The 16,498-nt window shown below is 37.8% G+C and carries 13 protein-coding genes; 4 read left to right on the forward strand and 9 right to left on the reverse strand.

Translation table 11 applies throughout. The annotated features are described in order from the left end of the window. Positions 1-28: 28 nt before the first annotated feature. Genes IPL24_10705 through pyrF form a run of 3 tightly spaced genes read right to left on the reverse strand, consistent with a single transcriptional unit; the run spans position 29 to position 2,409 of the window. A complete protein-coding gene (locus tag IPL24_10705; protein MBK8364120.1) occupies positions 29-256 on the reverse strand; it encodes a hypothetical protein in 228 nt (75 codons plus the stop codon). Beyond that, complete coding sequence (locus tag IPL24_10710; GenBank protein MBK8364121.1) at positions 253-1,530, reverse strand: DUF2851 family protein; 1,278 nt, start codon at positions 1,528-1,530, stop codon at positions 253-255. The genes IPL24_10705 and IPL24_10710 overlap by 4 nt, the downstream gene beginning before the upstream one ends. 51 nt (positions 1,531-1,581) lie before the next feature. Next, the gene (pyrF, locus tag IPL24_10715; GenBank protein MBK8364122.1) at positions 1,582-2,409 is read right to left on the reverse strand and encodes an orotidine-5'-phosphate decarboxylase; all 828 of its coding nucleotides are present in this window, start codon (positions 2,407-2,409) and stop codon (positions 1,582-1,584) included. Positions 2,410-2,469: 60 nt separating this feature from the next. On the opposite strand from pyrF, the gene IPL24_10720 reads away from it, so the two are divergent. Beyond that, positions 2,470-3,849 (forward strand): amino acid permease, encoded by a 1,380-nt coding sequence (locus tag IPL24_10720; GenBank protein ID MBK8364123.1) that lies wholly within the window; start codon positions 2,470-2,472, stop codon positions 3,847-3,849. Positions 3,850-4,086: 237 nt separating this feature from the next. Here the strand turns inward: IPL24_10720 and IPL24_10725 are convergent, their stop codons facing one another. The 3 genes from IPL24_10725 to IPL24_10735 form a co-directional block, all read right to left on the reverse strand. Continuing rightward, on the reverse strand, positions 4,087-5,388 hold the full coding sequence (locus tag IPL24_10725; protein ID MBK8364124.1) for an outer membrane protein transport protein: 1,302 nt from the start codon (positions 5,386-5,388) through the stop codon (positions 4,087-4,089). Between the two features lie 231 nt (positions 5,389-5,619). Next, positions 5,620-7,071: an SUMF1/EgtB/PvdO family nonheme iron enzyme gene (locus tag IPL24_10730; protein MBK8364125.1), complete on the reverse strand. Its 1,452-nt coding sequence runs from the start codon at positions 7,069-7,071 to the stop codon at positions 5,620-5,622. 68 nt (positions 7,072-7,139) lie between these two features. Continuing rightward, positions 7,140-8,096 (reverse strand): type IX secretion system membrane protein PorP/SprF, encoded by a 957-nt coding sequence (locus IPL24_10735; GenBank protein ID MBK8364126.1) that lies wholly within the window; start codon positions 8,094-8,096, stop codon positions 7,140-7,142. Positions 8,097-8,426: 330 nt separating this feature from the next. Here IPL24_10735 and porU point away from each other — a divergent pair, with 330 nt between their 5' ends. From porU to IPL24_10750, 3 genes are all read left to right on the forward strand, one after another. Continuing rightward, a complete protein-coding gene (gene porU / locus IPL24_10740) occupies positions 8,427-12,263 on the forward strand; it encodes a type IX secretion system sortase PorU (GenBank protein ID MBK8364127.1) in 3,837 nt (1,278 codons plus the stop codon). A 55-nt stretch (positions 12,264-12,318) separates the two neighbouring features. Then, positions 12,319-13,557: a type IX secretion system outer membrane channel protein PorV gene (gene porV / locus IPL24_10745; GenBank protein MBK8364128.1), complete on the forward strand. Its 1,239-nt coding sequence runs from the start codon at positions 12,319-12,321 to the stop codon at positions 13,555-13,557. Positions 13,558-13,635: 78 nt separating this feature from the next. Further along, positions 13,636-14,109 (forward strand): 2-C-methyl-D-erythritol 2,4-cyclodiphosphate synthase, encoded by a 474-nt coding sequence (locus IPL24_10750; protein ID MBK8364129.1) that lies wholly within the window; start codon positions 13,636-13,638, stop codon positions 14,107-14,109. A gap of 341 nt (positions 14,110-14,450) precedes the next feature. Here IPL24_10750 and IPL24_10755 read toward each other — a convergent pair whose 3' ends face one another. The 3 genes from IPL24_10755 to IPL24_10765 are packed head-to-tail and all read right to left on the reverse strand — an operon-like array spanning position 14,451 to position 16,497. After that, entirely contained in the window at positions 14,451-15,122 is a 672-nt protein-coding gene (locus tag IPL24_10755; GenBank protein ID MBK8364130.1) for a DUF2490 domain-containing protein, read from the reverse strand. Further along, complete coding sequence (locus IPL24_10760) at positions 15,119-15,745, reverse strand: DUF4956 domain-containing protein (protein MBK8364131.1); 627 nt, start codon at positions 15,743-15,745, stop codon at positions 15,119-15,121. The genes IPL24_10755 and IPL24_10760 overlap by 4 nt, the downstream gene beginning before the upstream one ends. After that, positions 15,742-16,497, reverse strand: a complete 756-nt coding sequence (locus IPL24_10765) for a polyphosphate polymerase domain-containing protein (GenBank protein MBK8364132.1) — start codon at positions 16,495-16,497, stop codon at positions 15,742-15,744. Before IPL24_10765 ends, IPL24_10760 begins: the two co-directional genes overlap by 4 nt. Position 16,498 lies beyond the last annotated feature (1 nt).

The raw sequence follows: 16,498 nt of genomic DNA on the forward strand, positions 1-16,498 counted from the left end.
ACAAAGGATAAAAGTTATGTTTTAAGGTTTAAAGATCGAATACGGATGTACGTTTCGCCCTTACATAAGATTTCATTTTTAGCCAGAAAGCAAGGATCATATAAATGATCAATGGGGAAGCAACAGTAAGACACGATGCATAAATAAAAAATAACCTGATATTGGACGAACGCATATGAAGTTTGTCACCTAACCAGGTACAGACTCCAAAGGCTTGTCGCTCGAAGTATCCACGGACGGTTTCTATTAATTTCATGGCAGGGTATTGATTAGTTTCATTCCAATGCTGCAAGTTAAGCATTTTTTTTCTGAGCAATGATATTGTTTGAGTTGGATAAGGGCTTGCGAATGCCCGGCATTTTCGGCTTTTACACCACAGTTGCTCCACTTTTCAATGATACGATTATTTTCGGGGGAAAGTTTAGAAAGTAGCTCTTCAGCTATCATTTTATAAGAATCCGATCCGGTAAAAATCCCCCATGCGTAGAGAAATGGGCTTACTGTATTGATAATTATATTATCGACAGAAGTTTTACCGATTGTTTTGTCTTTGGGAGCTGTCTCTTTTTCAAATAAATAATGATTTGTCCAGTAATCATGAACCGGAAAACTGAAGAGATTATAAAAGTCTTTCAGGTTTTCAAGATCCCGTGCTATAGCAAACAGATTATTCGTATTCTGAATTAACCGGATCATTTGAGCTAACCGGATCGTTGGAAAATTAACGGGGCGCATCCTCAAAAACTTCCAGGTCGATGGATGAATTGGCTTGAGAGAATATTTTGACTGAAGAAAAGCAAAGCGTTTTTTCAGATCAATGGGATAATCATCTGAAAAGTCTCTGTCAAGCATTCCGGCTTGTCCATAAAATAACGCTTCCAGATTTGCTGAGTTGCCCTGCTCCTTTCTGACGATCTTTAATGGTAAACTTCTGGCCAGCATTTCAAATGGCATTCCATTTAACTGAAAGCCAAAATTTTTACACAAATACTGATAGAAACATTCTTCCCAGTCGTTTTTCAGTCCTTCGAGTGAAATGAGTATATGCTGTGCTTTGAGACGTAATCGTTCTTCTGATTTATCTTCAAAAAGTTGTATCCAAACATCGTGTTCAATTTCCTTCAGCCGATGACTACACGACACCCATTCATTTTCGCTAATCAACTGAATAAAATTATCCCACAGATAATTAGGATACTTTCCTTTGAGTTCGATAGCAGGAATGATTGATCCATCCATTCTTCTTGTCACTGCATCATTTTCATGAACGACATGGAGAATACAACTATCATAAGAAGCGTCTTTCTGATGATCATGTTTGATCCAGTCGGAAGCGAGAATATGAATCTCAACATTTCCCGCCCAAAGAGTAGAATCAATACGTAATTGAGCATTGAAAAAATCAGGCCCTGCATTCGTATTGTAAATTCCCGGATTAAGAATTTCTACTTCTTGTCCATCAACAGTTTTTAGCTGATTAAAATTGAACAACCGGTTTTTCCAGATGTAATGAAGAAAGGTTTCAGTCACTTGATTTGAATTTTCTTCAAAAGTAAATTCAAGTTGACAGACTTCTGTTTCTTATATTAGACGATCTAGTAATTCATGCATTTCTTTCTGCATATATTGAGCTTCTTTGCGTGCTTTCTCAGCAAAATCTTCTCCTGAAGAAGCGTAAATGATCTGCCGGGAAGAGTTGACAAGCAATCCACACATAGAATTCATTCCTGTTTCAGAAAGTTCTTTCAGACTTCCGCCTTGTGCACCAACACCGGGAACGAGAAGAAAATTATCAGGAGCAATTTCACGGATCAATTTAAAAAGTTCAGGATGAGTTGCGCCTACTACAAACATAAGCGAATCTTCATTCGCCCATTTGCGTGCATGTCTGATCACTTCCTGAAACAACTTCGTATCTTTTTGTTCAATTGAACTGCACACTTCCATCATCTGAAAATCCATTGAACCGGAGTTGCTGGTTAGTGCAAGCAGAATTACCCATTTGCCCTCTTTCAAAAAAGGAACAACAGAGTCTTTACCCATATAAGGAGCCACTGTTACCGAATCGAAATTGTAGTAATTAAAAAAAGCATCTGCATACATTTCAGAGGTATTGCCGATATCCCCGCGTTTTGCGTCAGCGATAGTGAATATATCAGGTGAAATATGGTCGACAGTATGCTTCAGACTCCGTAGTCCATCCGGTCCCATTGCTTCATAAAAGGCAAGATTCGGTTTGAAAGCGACACAATAATCTGATGTAGCATCGATGATCTGCTTATTGAATTCAAAGATCGGATCAGGAAATTTCAGAAGATGTTTAGGGATCTTATTGATATCAGTATCGAGTCCGACACAGAGGTAGGATTTCTTCTTCTGAATTTGTTCATATAATTGTTGACGAGTCATGCGACGAAAATAGCCATTGTATTGAAATATTTTTCTTTATTTGAATAAGAAATTTTCAGCATGAAAGACCAGACACCATCTGACAAGAAATTGTCGCTTTTTGATTCCACTGCCATCATTATCGGTTCAATGATCGGTTCGGGAATCTTCATTGTTTCCGCTGATATTTCCAGGCAGGTACAGACTCCGGGAATGTTGTTAATGGCCTGGTTAGTCACCGGTGTGATGACAATTCTTGCGGCATTGAGTTACGGAGAACTTGCAGCAGCGATGCCAAAAGCAGGTGGTCAATATGTTTACATCAGGGAAGCATTTGGAAAAATGTTCGGCTTTCTTTATGGCTGGACATTGTTTTCAGTGATACAGACAGGAACTATTGCAGCTGTGAGTGTTGCTTTTGCAAAATTTGCGGGCGTATTTTTCCCTGTCATTTCTGCATCCAATGTTGTATTTACGATTGGAAGTCTCGGAATAAATACGCAACAACTTCTTGGCGTATCACTCATCATTTTTCTTAGTATCTATAATTACAGGGAAGTTAAGTCCGGCGCTTTTCTGCAAAACATTTTTACTGTTGCAAAAGTCGGCGCATTGATATTCCTGATCGGTGCAGGTTTATACTATGGACTTTCAGGCGGATTGAATTTCTCTCATTTTTCGCCGGCATTTCCGGATGTGATGACACTGACAACAATTGGCGTCTTTGGAGCAGCACTTACAGGTTCATTATTTTCTGCCGACGCCTGGAATAATATCACCTTTACCGCCGGTGAAGTACGGAATCCACAGAAGAATCTGCCGTTATCACTTCTACTTGGTACAGGAACAGTGATAGTGCTTTATCTTCTTGCAAACATATCTTACTTAGCGGTATTAGATATTGGTCAGATCCAGACAGCAGAAAACGACAGAGTTGCTACACTGATGATGGAAACGATCCTTGGTGTGAAAGGAAAATATTTTATAGCTGCCATGATCATGATCTCTACATTCGGATGTCTGAATGGCTGCATCTTTACAGCAGCGCGCGTATATTATGCAATGGCAAAAGATGGTATGTTCTTAAAACCGGCAGCGAAACTGAATAAGAACAATGTTCCGGCAAATTCAATTACGATGCAATGTATCTGGGCATGTTTGTTATGCTTTTCCGGAACATATAATGATCTGCTACAATACATCATGTTTGCAGTGATGCTGTTCTATATTCTGACTATTTCAGGACTGTTCGTCCTCCGCGTGAAAAGACCTGACATGGAAAGGCCATACAAAGCATTTGGCTATCCATACATTCCTGCCATCTATATTATTCTTGCAACATTGGTAGCCTTGAACATGCTGATCTTTCAGAGAGATGCCAGTCTTTATGGGTTGCTGATTATTTTGATTGGGTTGCCGATTTACTTTATTGCAGGTAAAAAAAAGAGTATTGAAAATTGATCCTAAAAGTTCAAAAAAATAAAACACTAAGATCACTAAGTTTTTAGCACAAGAGCACAACTTAAATTGTGTATATCATGTGTCCTTGTGAAGAATTTTAGTGATCTTAGTGTTAAAATTTCATAGAATTGTATTCAATCTGTTTCTAATAAAGTAAAAAAAGGGTTCAACCTTTCAGTCAAACCCTTTCTATATCTAATAATTCGAATTACGATTCCCGAATTACGATTTACAAAATCAAAAAGAAAGATTCACACCCAATGCAAAAGCATTGATCGAATTATTTGCATTGATCGTAACATCTAATGGCTGTGCATTTACCACTTTGATCTGTTGATCAGAAGGATAGAATACATGCATGTAACCAAAGTTTAATGTTATGTTTTTGATAGGCTTATAAGCAAAACCAAGATTTAGATTAGTATTGTCGCTTTGAACAACTTCAAATGTACCTAAGTTAGCATAGTAACCTGCTTTGTCCTGGAAGTCCATTTTTGTAAATCCAATCCCTGAACTGACAGTAACTTTACTTTTAATTTTGTATTGAAATCCGAATGCAAGAATTGTTGAATTACCTGCAAGTTGTGACAAAGGAACTTCATTGGTTGCAACAGTAGATTTTCCCCAGTCAGCATCTTCCTGGAAGTAGTAGTTATAATCTGCCATTACTTTGAATTTTGAAGTTACGTCGAAACCAATACCTAATGCAAGTACAGCAGGAAGGTCTCTGCGATTCATATCACCATCAGTTGTTAAACCGAAATCATCATGATCCTGAGTTGTTTTGAAATTCAATTTTACTCTTGTTTCATAACGTGCTGAGATACTTACTTTATCTAATGCAGTCAGGCTAACACCGAAAACACCGCTCATTCCTGATGCATTGTCTTTAGTTTTAAGACTCATTGGTGCATCCGGAAATTCATATGGAGATGAAGCAAGTGTCATTCCTAATTCAGAAGAATTTGCAGCAGATAAATATCTGATCGCTGCAGAGAATGAGATACCACGTTTAACAGCATATGAACCACCTAACGTAGTTGTCATATACATTGAACTTGCTTTAATGAATGGATCTTTAATAGAAGTGTAAGCACCTTGAGCAGCACCTAATGTTCCCAATCCAATCAGATCAGTTGTGATAGATCCTTGTTTATAGTCGATCGTTGCACCTCCGCCTGAAAAGAAAACTCCTGAGTACAATGCCCAGTTGTCTTTCTTATATGCGATGTAAAGGTTTGGAAGGAAAAGATCCGGACTGCTTTGTTCGTATTCTTTTTGTCCTTCGCCCATACCAAGATCATAGGTATGATTTGGATTTCTGAACAACGATTGATTGCTGAAATTGATATGTATGCCGTTTTTCATGGAAGTAATTCCAGCCGGATTGTACACAACGATATCTGCAGCATCTGTTGCAGCATTTCGAACACCTGAACGCATCCATTCTGCGCTTAAATTACTCAGGTTATCAATTTGTGCATTTGAATTTATAATACCGGATACCAGTAGAATAAATAAAATGGTGATTTTCTTCATTTTTGAGAGTTATTTGATGTACCCATTATACACGTTTGCAAGTAGTTGAGTTAAGGAAAAGCGCAGGGTTTCTTACAGTGTGTGCGCCTATCGGGACTCTGCGGTAGGAAATGCGGGAGGCTACCGAGACACACTCCGCGTGTCAACCGGGACAGAGTCCCGGTTGCTCACAAAAAAAGCCCCGCAAGTGCGGGGCTAAAAAAAAAAATATTGTAACTGCTTAATGCAGGTTTATTTTGTTCTGGTCTTCGGTTTAGAACCTAATCCAACCGGACTACCTACTCTTGTCATCGCACAACGGAAACCAAGGTCATTAGTACTTTGTCTTTCGTCAGTGAAACGGCGAGAACCGGGATTCATAAAGTATGCACGATCTCTCCAAGAACCACCTTTGTAAACACGGGCTTTGTCATTGATAAGAGAAGTAACACCGTAATCGTATTTAATAAATTCTGCTTCATCCGCATCAAGATAATTGATGTTATCAGCTTTAGTATAGTTACGACGTTCTGCACTCTCTTCAGGAGTTACTTCACGTTGCGGGATACGTCCAAGACTATCTTTTTCAATGATCGAACCTTCTTCATCACGTTGTTGTGTAGAGAAGACGTTACCACGGAAAGGATTGAAATCACTTTTATCTTCAGGAGAAAGTGGACGATAAACATCCATTACCCATTCGTTAACGTTACCTGCCATACAATAAAGACCGTAATCATTTGGCCAGTATGAATGAACCGGTGCAGGAATATCTGCATTATCATTTAAGAAACCTGCAGTACCCATATTATCACCACGTCCTCTTTTAAAGTTGGCCATCATCTGACCTTTATACTTCTCATCTTTATTACGTGTGATGTGACCATTCCAAGGATATAAACGTCGATCAGTTACGCGTTCGTAAACTGTATTTCCTACTTGTGAAAGTGCAGCGTATTCCCATTCAGCTTCTGTCGGGAGTCTGTAACGTGGAAGAAGAATACCATCTTCCATTCTAACTTTACGAGTTCCGTTATTACCTGAGCTTGGATTCAAGTCAGCCATATCAGTTTTAACTAAACCTTCGTATTGACCGCTTAAATATGAATCAGTATTGAAATTATCTTCATTGATCTGATTCGGATTCACGCGGAGGATACCTTCGCGAATAAGGATCTGTTCATTTACACGATCAGTTCTCCATGCACAGAAATCAGATGCCTGTAACCAGTTCACACCGACAACAGGATATTGCTGATAAGCAGGGTGACGTAAGTAAAGTTCAACCAAAGGTTCATTGTAAGCCAGACGGTCACGCCATACTAATGTATCAGGTAATGCTTTTTTGTAGACTTCAGGATAATCTGCGCTGAATACACGGGATACCCAATACAGGTATTCAAGGTAATGCACATTTGCAACCTCTGTTTCATCGATATAGAAAGAAGAAACCGTTACACGACGTGGAATGTTATTCCAATCTTGTGTAATGTCTTGTTCTGTTCTACCCATGGAGAAAGTACCACCTTCGATCAAAACAAGTCCGGGACCGGTCTCTTGTTCATCATAAGGAGCAACTTCAAATCCGCCATTTGCCGGATCATTATAATTCCAGCCTGTAACAGACGATTTCTCTTTTCCGCACGAAGCAAGAAGAAGAGCTAATGCCATGAGGCTGAAATAATTCCGAGAGATCATTTTCATTTTCGGGAGGTCGTTGTTATTTATTGAGCTAAAACGAAAGCCAAATATATTTATTTTATTTAATATAATTAGAATGAAGGGCATTTAAGGGTTCTGAAGCGTTTCTTTTTTGGATGACATGCAAATTGTAATCCAAGAGAAAGTTCATGTGAACCGGCCGATGCATTGGCAAGTTTACTTACAGTGATATCATAACTATAACCAAACTTAAAGATTCCTTGTTGAATTCCGACTAAAGCAATGAATGAATCACCGCCTCTATACCACAATCCTCCTACAAGAGGAGCTTTAGCAACATAGAATCCGATGTTGTATTGTTTGAAGTCACGTTGTTGCTGGTAAATAAAATTAGGAGAAATATAAGTCGTTCCGTCCCGATTTCCGGCTATTGGAATGATAGCACCTGCATGTGCAGTTATTTTCATGGGAAGCTTACTTCCATTCGCAGCCTTAATATAAAACTCTTCCGGTTCAGTCAAGTGATTAACTGCAACTCCGCCATAATAACGATTGCTATAACCTAATATTCCTGCGGAGAAGTCCCAGAAACTTTTATTTTCATTCGGACGATTTTCCTGTGACTGATAAATGAATCCAAACCTTGGATCAATCATGTCCCCAAATGTTAATTTATCCCAGTCAACATTTTTCTGTACATAAGTCCCCTGCATTCCAAACTTGACACTGAATTCACGATTTATGTTAAGTTGGTAGGAATAGATTCCACTAATATTTGTTGTAGTAAGTGTTCCTTCACCGGCTTTGTCGTTCATCACCAAAAGACCAATTCCGCCACCTAAAGCTTCAACATGCTGATCATATGAAGCGCTTGAGGTAACAAAAGTTCCGGTTAAAGCAGGCCATTGATTTCGATAATTCAATGCAACGCGCGGACACCTTACAGATCCTGCAAATGCAGGGTTCAGATAGAGAGGGTTCGCATAAAACTGCGTGAACTCAGGATCCTGTGCAAAAGCAGAACCGGAAAGACCGATGAAAATAAAAATCAGAAACTTCCTGAGCATTATTGGTTTTTTAGACTTTGTAATACGGTAGTGAAGATACAGAGTTACGGTTGGAGAAGTTACTATTTTCAGGCTGTTCCGGTATTATGTATGATTTGTTCACATTTTACACTTTCAAATTTAGTGTAAAAACCCGCAGCAAGATAAATAATTTAGTTTTACTTGAAAAAGAAAGTTTTCTAAATGTTAAGTTGAACAAAAAATGACATTGGAATGTTCAATTTGGTAGTATTAAGTTGTAATAAATCGGTAATTTTGTAGTTAAGGCTACAATATTGGTCAATAACATTCGTTAACAACTCGCACCAATTGAAATTCTATTAACCACACATGCGCAAACTAAAAATTCTCCCTTGCCTCTACTTTTTATTGTTTTTTGTAAGTACACAGGCAGCTGATCCAAAGAAATCAATTTCTGTTCAATGGATGGATCCGGCTGTGATCAGATTTGAAGATGAATCAACATTAAGAGCACTTCAATTTAACAATTCGATTCCGGATGAAAATTTCAATCCGCAATACTTCATTACAGAATTATTACCAAACGGCACCACTTCAATAAATGTTACATTGAAAAATGTAGTCACGGAACCGATTACTGATGTTGCCCTAATAAAGAAACAAGAAACAATTACAAGTGATTTTAAGATCAATGCTTCTGTTTCATTTAAGAAAAAACAGCCTTACTCTTCTATCCTGATTCTTGCGATCAGAAAAAATTCTACCGGTCAATTTGAACGTCTGAAATCTTTTGATATTGATGTTGTCACTTCAAGTAATAATGTGAACAGAGTTGCATCAAGAGTGTATGCATCAAATAGCGTTCTTGCGAATGGCGAATGGTTTAAGATCGGAGTTGTTCAGGATGGAGTTTACAAAGTTGATTATGCTTTTTTAAAAGGATTGGGACTTGACATCGATAGTCTGGATCCACGTACTATTCAACTTTACGGAAATGGTGGCGGAATGCTTCCGTTTCTGAACAGCAAACCAAGAGTTGATGATCTTGCAGAAAATGCAATATTTGTGAATGGAGAAAGTGATGCAAAGTTTGACAGTACCGACTATTTATTATTTTATGGAACAGCTCAGACTAAATGGACATATGACGATAGCCTGGCAGTTTACAGAAGACAAATTAATTATTATTCCGATACAACTTATTTCTTCCTGACGTACGGACAACAAAATGGAAAGCGCATTCAAAACAGAAATTCAGTAAGCGGAGCTAATTACACAGTTAATTCATTTGACGATTATGCTTCACATGAAATTGAAGCAGTGAATTTTTTAAAATCAGGTCGTGAGTGGTTTGGAGAATCTATGGATAATTTAAACAGTTCAATTTCTTTTAATATTAACTCTCCAAATATAGTTGGATCCGACACCGTTTTTTTTTCAGGAGCGTTTGCAGGGAGATCGACTAACTCGACTAATAATTATTTCACTGTAAATATAAACAATAATCTGATCGGGAATCAGCCATTCTTAAGAGTTGGAACAACGGCTCAGGATAATTATGCTTCACTCGTTGCATTTACAAAAACATTTTCGAGTTCAAGTCCTGTATTCAATGTTGGTGTCAGCATGTATTCAGGTGACCCTTCAGCTCAAGGCTGGTTAAATTATATTGATCTTAAATTCCGTCGGGGTTTAACAGCTTCAAATGTTACAGGACAAATGATTTTCCGTGATGCAAGATCTATAGGAAGTACAAACATCAGTGAGTTTAACATTACTGCAGTTCAGGGAAATACGAAATTCGTATGGGATGTTTCTGATTTGTTTAATATAGTTGATCAACAAATAACGTTTTCAAATGGAACTGTTTCTTTCACTACTCCAACACCGGAATTAAAAACGTTTGTACTGTTTGATAACACAATGTTACTTACACCAAAAAGTATTGGAAGAATAGAAAATCAGAATCTTCATAGTCTTCCTGTTACGAATTATCTGATCGTTACCAATCCGCTATTTCTTTCTGCAGCTAATGAACTTGCAGATTTTCACAGAGCAAACGATAACATGTCCGTAACAGTTGTTACAACTCAACAAGTATTTAATGAATTCAGCAGCGGTGCGCAGGATGTCTCAGCGATCCGTGATTTTGCTAAAATGTTCTATGATCGTGCAACTTCTACTGCAGATATGCCAAAATATTTATTGCTGTTTGGAGATGCATCATACGATAACAAATACAGACTTGCAGCAAATACAAATTTCGTTACCTCTTACCAGTCTCCCGGTTCAATCAATCAGACACAAACTTATATTTCCGATGACTTCTTTGCGCTTCTGGATGATTCAGAAGGAGAATGGACCAACAGTGAAATTGTTGACATGAGCGTTGGAAGAATTCCTGTGGGCACAGTTACTGAAGCAGCGCAGCACATGAATAAGATCAGATCGTATGTTAAGGGAGGCTCTGCGGTCATGGGTAGTTGGAGAAACAATATCAGTTTCGTTGGTGATGACCAGGATTACAATATCCACTTCCGTCAGTCTGATACTCTTGCTAACCGCATCCGCAATACATATTCGACTTTCAATATTGATAAGATCTATTTTGATGCTTACCAACAAGAGTCTACTCCCGGAGGACAACGTTATCCCGAAGTAAAGAAGGCCATCACTGACCGGATTCAGAGAGGAACTTTATTAATGACCTACATTGGTCACGGTGGTGAGTTAGGTTGGGCACATGAGCGTGTTTTGGAGAACAGCGACATCAATGGCTGGACTAACTTCAGTAAACTTGCGGCATTTTTAACTGCTACCTGTGAGTTTACCAGAGTTGATGATCCGGGTCGTGTTTCGTCAGGAGAATATGTTTTTCTTAATCCTAATGGTGGAGCAATTTGCATGTTTACAACTTCGCGTTTAGCTTATTCCAGTTCAAACAATAATTTATGTACACGTTTTTTCACTCACATATTCGAAAAAGTTGGTGGTGAATATCAACGTACAGGCGACATTTTTGAAAAGACGAAATCTGATATGTATGTTGATCCTTATGTAAGAAACTTTCTTTATTTAGGAGATCCTGCATTAAAGCTTGCTTATCCTGAATATTCTGTGAAAACAAAAACAATAAACGGAATTGCGATCGGACTGAATACCGATACATTAAAAGCATTAAGTAAGGTCACTATTTCAGGTGAAGTCCAGGATAATTCCGGAGTTAAGCTTTCTAATTTTAATGGAATTATTTATCCGACAGTGTACGATAAGATGGCAACTTATTCAACAATAGGAAACGATATCAATGACGTATCAAATCCTTCCAATCCACAACCATTCACACTTCAGAAAAATGTTATTTATTCCGGAAAATCAAGTGTTGTAAACGGAGATTTCTCCTACTCTTTCTATGTTCCTAAAGATATTGCATATCAATATGGAAATGGTAAGTTAAGTTACTACGCACAAAATGGTGCTATTGATGCAAGCGGAAGTGATACATTGGTTACTATAGGTGGAGTAAATCAAAACGCAACAGCAGATAATGAAGGACCTGTTATCCGGATTTACATGAACGATGAAAATTTCGTTCGCGGCGGAATGACAAACAAAGATCCGATTCTTTACGCAGTGATCTCTGATACGAGTGGCGTTAATACTGTAGGTACCGGCATCGGGCACGATATGAGTGCAGAACTTGATAACAAGACAGACAAACGTTATATCCTGAACGATTACTATGAGAATGATCTGAACAGTTATCAGAAAGGGAAATTGAATTATCCGTTCAAGAACCTTTCAAGTGGTCCTCATACGCTGAATCTGAAAGCGTGGGATGTTTACAATAACTCCAGTGAAGCGTCAACGGATTTTATCGTAAGTGAAAGTGCAACTCTGGCTTTGGAACATGTTTTAAATTATCCAAATCCGTTTACCACACATACAACGTTTATGTTTGAACATAACAGACCATTTGTACCAATGGATGTGCAGGTACAGGTATTTACGGTTTCGGGAAAATTGATCAAAACCCTTTCAAATAAAATAACTCCCACAGGATATCGTTCGGATGATATGGAATGGGATGGTTTGGATGATTTTGGTGATAAAATCGGAAAAGGTGTGTATGTTTACAAGCTGAGAGTCAGGACTTACGATGGTGATTATGCTGACAAATTCGAGAAGCTTGTAATTCTCCGTTAAACTGAACAAAATTTATTAATTCCCGTATATTTGGCTTATACTATTTAACATAAAAATGCAATTTAACTTCAAAAAATGCGTATTGCCTGTATTGGCAATGATCTTGATTTCGAAATCTGCGAGTTCACAGCTTTCATCCTTCAGAGATTCTCTTTTAGGACAAATCAATACCATAACAACTGCAGTCCCTTTCTTACAGATTGCACCGGACTCCCGAGCAGGCGGAATGGGTGATTATGGTGTAGCAACCTCACCGGATGCTAATTCAATCCATTGGAATCCTGCTAAATTAGCCTTTATAGAAAAAAATGGCGGGTTCTCTATATCCTATACTCCATGGTTAAGAGCCTTGGTAAGTGATATCAATCTCGCTTATGTATCAGGTTATAAAAAACTGAATAAGGACCAGACTTTTGCTGCATCCCTGCTCTACTTCTCATTAGGAAGTATAGATTTTACAGATGAAGCTGCGACAAAATATTATACTTTCAGTCCAAGTGAATGGGCATTAGATCTTGCTTATGCCCGAAAGCTAGGTGAAAATTTTTCAGGAGGTTTAGCATTACGTTACATCTATTCAAATCTTACGGGTGGAGTAACAATTCAGAACGGAACGATTAACACTCACGCGGGAACATCGGTTGCAGCTGATATCTCAGGATACTACACAAAAGAAATTGATGTCTCTAAAAAGAAATCTCTTCTTGCCTTCGGTTTGAACATTAGCAATATTGGAACAAAGATCTCTTACACAGATACTAAAACTAAAGATTTCATTCCAACCAATTTCCGTCTGGGAACAAACCTGAAAATGGAACTTGACAAGTATAATACAATTTCATTCGGATTTGACATTAACAAATTACTGGTTCCAACTCCTCCTGTATATGCAAAAGATTCATCAGGGAATTACCTTCTTGATGCAGATAGAAACAGAGTAATTGCTGCAGGTAAAGATCCTAATAATATTTCTGTTCCTCAGGCATTATTCAGTTCTTGGGGCGATGCTCCGGCAGGATTTAAAGAGGAGATCAAAGAATTTACCTATTCAATAGGTACTGAATACTGGTATGATAATCAGTTTGCAATTCGTGCAGGTTACTTCCATGAAGCAGCAACAAAAGGTAATCGTCAGTATTTCACTATTGGTGCAGGACTGCGTTATAATGTATTCGGACTTGATTTTGCTTATCTGATCCCTACTACACAACGGAATCCGTTAGAAAACACTCTTCGTTTCACGCTCACTTTCGATTTCGATGCAGTGAAGGAAGATAGTGAACCAACTGAATAAAAAATAATTAAAAATATTTTAAAAGCGGATGATGATTCATCCGCTTTTTTTTTATTTGCATAATAAATAACACACACTATGCGAGTTGGATTTGGATTTGATGTACATCAATTGGAAGAAGGCCGGGATTTTAGTCTGGGCGGAATAAAAATTGCACATTCCAAAGGTGCAGTAGGACATTCTGATGCAGATGTAATGATTCATGCGATATGCGATGCTCTGTTGGGAGCAGCGAATCTGGGTGATATTGGAAAACACTTTCCGGATACTTCATCAGATTATAAAAACATTGACAGCAAAGTCTTGCTGCAAAGAGTATGTTTACTGATCGATCTGAAAAATTACAAGATCGGGAATATTGATATTACTCTGTGCCTGGAGAAACCTAAGATCGCTCCTTACATTCCACAGATGCAGGCTGTACTTGCAAAAGTTATGGAGATCACGGAAGACGATATTTCAATCAAAGCAACGACGAATGAAAAGCTTGGCTTTATCGGGCGTGAAGAAGGTGTATGTTGCTATGCGGTGACGTTGCTCGAACGTAAGTAGGATTAGGATTATGACCGGGATTAAGGGATTACAAATGATTTTTATGATTTAGATTTAGATTCATTCAGCCCTTGATTAGTGGATTGCAGGATTGATGTGATTGATTGAATCAGAAAAAGATCCGGCAGAAACTGAAACGTAAGTAGGATTAGGATGCCCCTCGACTTCGCTCGGGGACCGTCTTATAAGAGGTAATGTGTGAATTTTTTGCGAAGAAAATTTAACTTTAATTTTAAGGGAATTTTCTTCGCAAAAAATTCACACATATCTGCCCAAAAGCCACGGTCCCTGAGCGAAGTCGAAGGGCGAATGTTTTGATTTTCGAACAACAGATTTACTAGTTACAAAGTATAAGTGTAACCAATAGAATAAATAAAATTATTCGACTGGTCGATCAGGTAGTCTTGAAAAATGATACCGATATCTAATGCATGGATACGATTGAATTCATACTCCACTCCTGCTCCATATCTTAATCTGTTGATTCCTTCACCGGCTTCTTTTGCATTATCGATCAGATAATACATTTCCATTGACAGATATGGTTTATACCTTTTTTCTGTATCGTATGAAACTGCAAGTTTCGAACGGAGGACCCATTCAGGAATTTTACCGTTTTCAGAACTGTTGATAGAAGTAAATTCTTCCTGAATTCTTTCGCGGAGTGTAAATGAAATACGCTTTGGTTTAAACTTATAGGAAACATCTGCATAAAACCGATGCGACTTTCCGTAGTAAGTAACTTTATTCTTATTAATGAACCTGTAATTGAGAGAAACCTTAAAATTTTTCTTCAGTTCATATTCTAATCCGGCTTCAGATAATAACTGATCAACCTGAGAAATATCATGATCAAGTCTCAACTGCTGAGTAACTGAAGCTGATAATTTTCTTGTGAATTTGTGCTTTAGAGTAATTCCTGTCCACAATCGCGTATCGTCAATCTGTGCTTTACCGGAATTCACCAGTAAGCACAAAGAGAAAATAACTATAAGCGATTGCTTTAATTTCATCTCTTGACAGAAAGTTTAGGCATGCTGTCTTCGTAGTAATAAATTTTTACTACCGCAATATCTTTCAGAAAATCAATTCTGTTTACGCTAGCACGGTGAATATTCAAGCCGGTACGTTTTTTCAGATCGTCGATCAAAGAATTATAGTTTTCCGGTTTGATCAATTCAATGTTTTCATATTGAATGGTCTTCACAAGTTCGTTGCGCACTAACCAGTTTCCATCCAGTGCATAAGTAAATGCAATGAGAATAGCAGTGATCAGTGACAGTTCGAAATATGTTCCTTTACTAACTGCACAGATCAATCCGATTGCAATTACTATGAACAAGTAAGTCATGTCTTTTGTGGAGATCCCTTCTGTTCTGTAACGCAACATGGAGAACACAGCGAATAAACCAAATGCAGCTCCTAATGACATATCCACCTTATTCATTAAATATGTAATGATGAAGATGATGATATTAAAGAGGAAGAAAGTAAACAGATAATCTTTCTTCTTATAGATCCGGAAGTAAATAAATCGTACCAATACAACCATTGATAATACGTCTATTAGTAGTCTCCAGAAAAATTTGTCCGACAATTTGTCAAACAATTCAAATTGATTCATTGCGTCGTTCATGATGCTTTCAGTAGTTTATTAAGGTACAAAAGTGTGGGTTTAAAATTATTCTTCTTAATTGTTTCATTTAATGTGATAACTCCAAGGCAATATTTACTGATAGATTTCTGCTGAACAGAATATTCCCGCATTAATGTATTAAAAGGACTTTTCTCATTCGCTCCGCCTTGCTTTAATTCAGCGATAACCAATCCTTTATACAATACATTATTTCTCTCATCAATAAAAGTCAGATTTGTATCAATAGTAAGACGTTCTGCGGAGTGTTTATTCACAAACGTCATACGTCGATAGTTCACCCATAGTTTTGGTTCAAGTGTATTTGGATCTATATTGGAGATGTTTTTTACAAACTCACTTGATGTATCGCAGATCGTTTTAACAATCTCATTATTTTTGATCCGCTCTTTTATTGTCCTGCCCTTGTTGTTCTTGAATTTTATCTCAAAAAAATTAAGGTCTGACTCTACATATCTACGAGAGCGGAATTTATATCTGTTTACCCTGCCATTATGATGTCTTAGATACAGTCCGAATTCAGCCGTATCAAAATATAACGTCTCGTAGTGATTATATCGTTTCTCTTTGATCTCGAGTACGAAATAATTTTTCTTCATTCTTTCGAGCAGAGCCGGAAGAAGATCCTCCTTGAACATAAATTTGGTGTCCAATCTGTCTTGCAGAGCAACACCATCCATCTGTTTCAGAGTGATAGGATCAAAACCGGAAAGTATGTTATCTAAATTTTCCAAA

It is taken from the genome of Bacteroidota bacterium (assembly GCA_016711505.1).
Lineage (GTDB): Bacteria > Bacteroidota > Bacteroidia > AKYH767-A > 2013-40CM-41-45 > JADKIH01.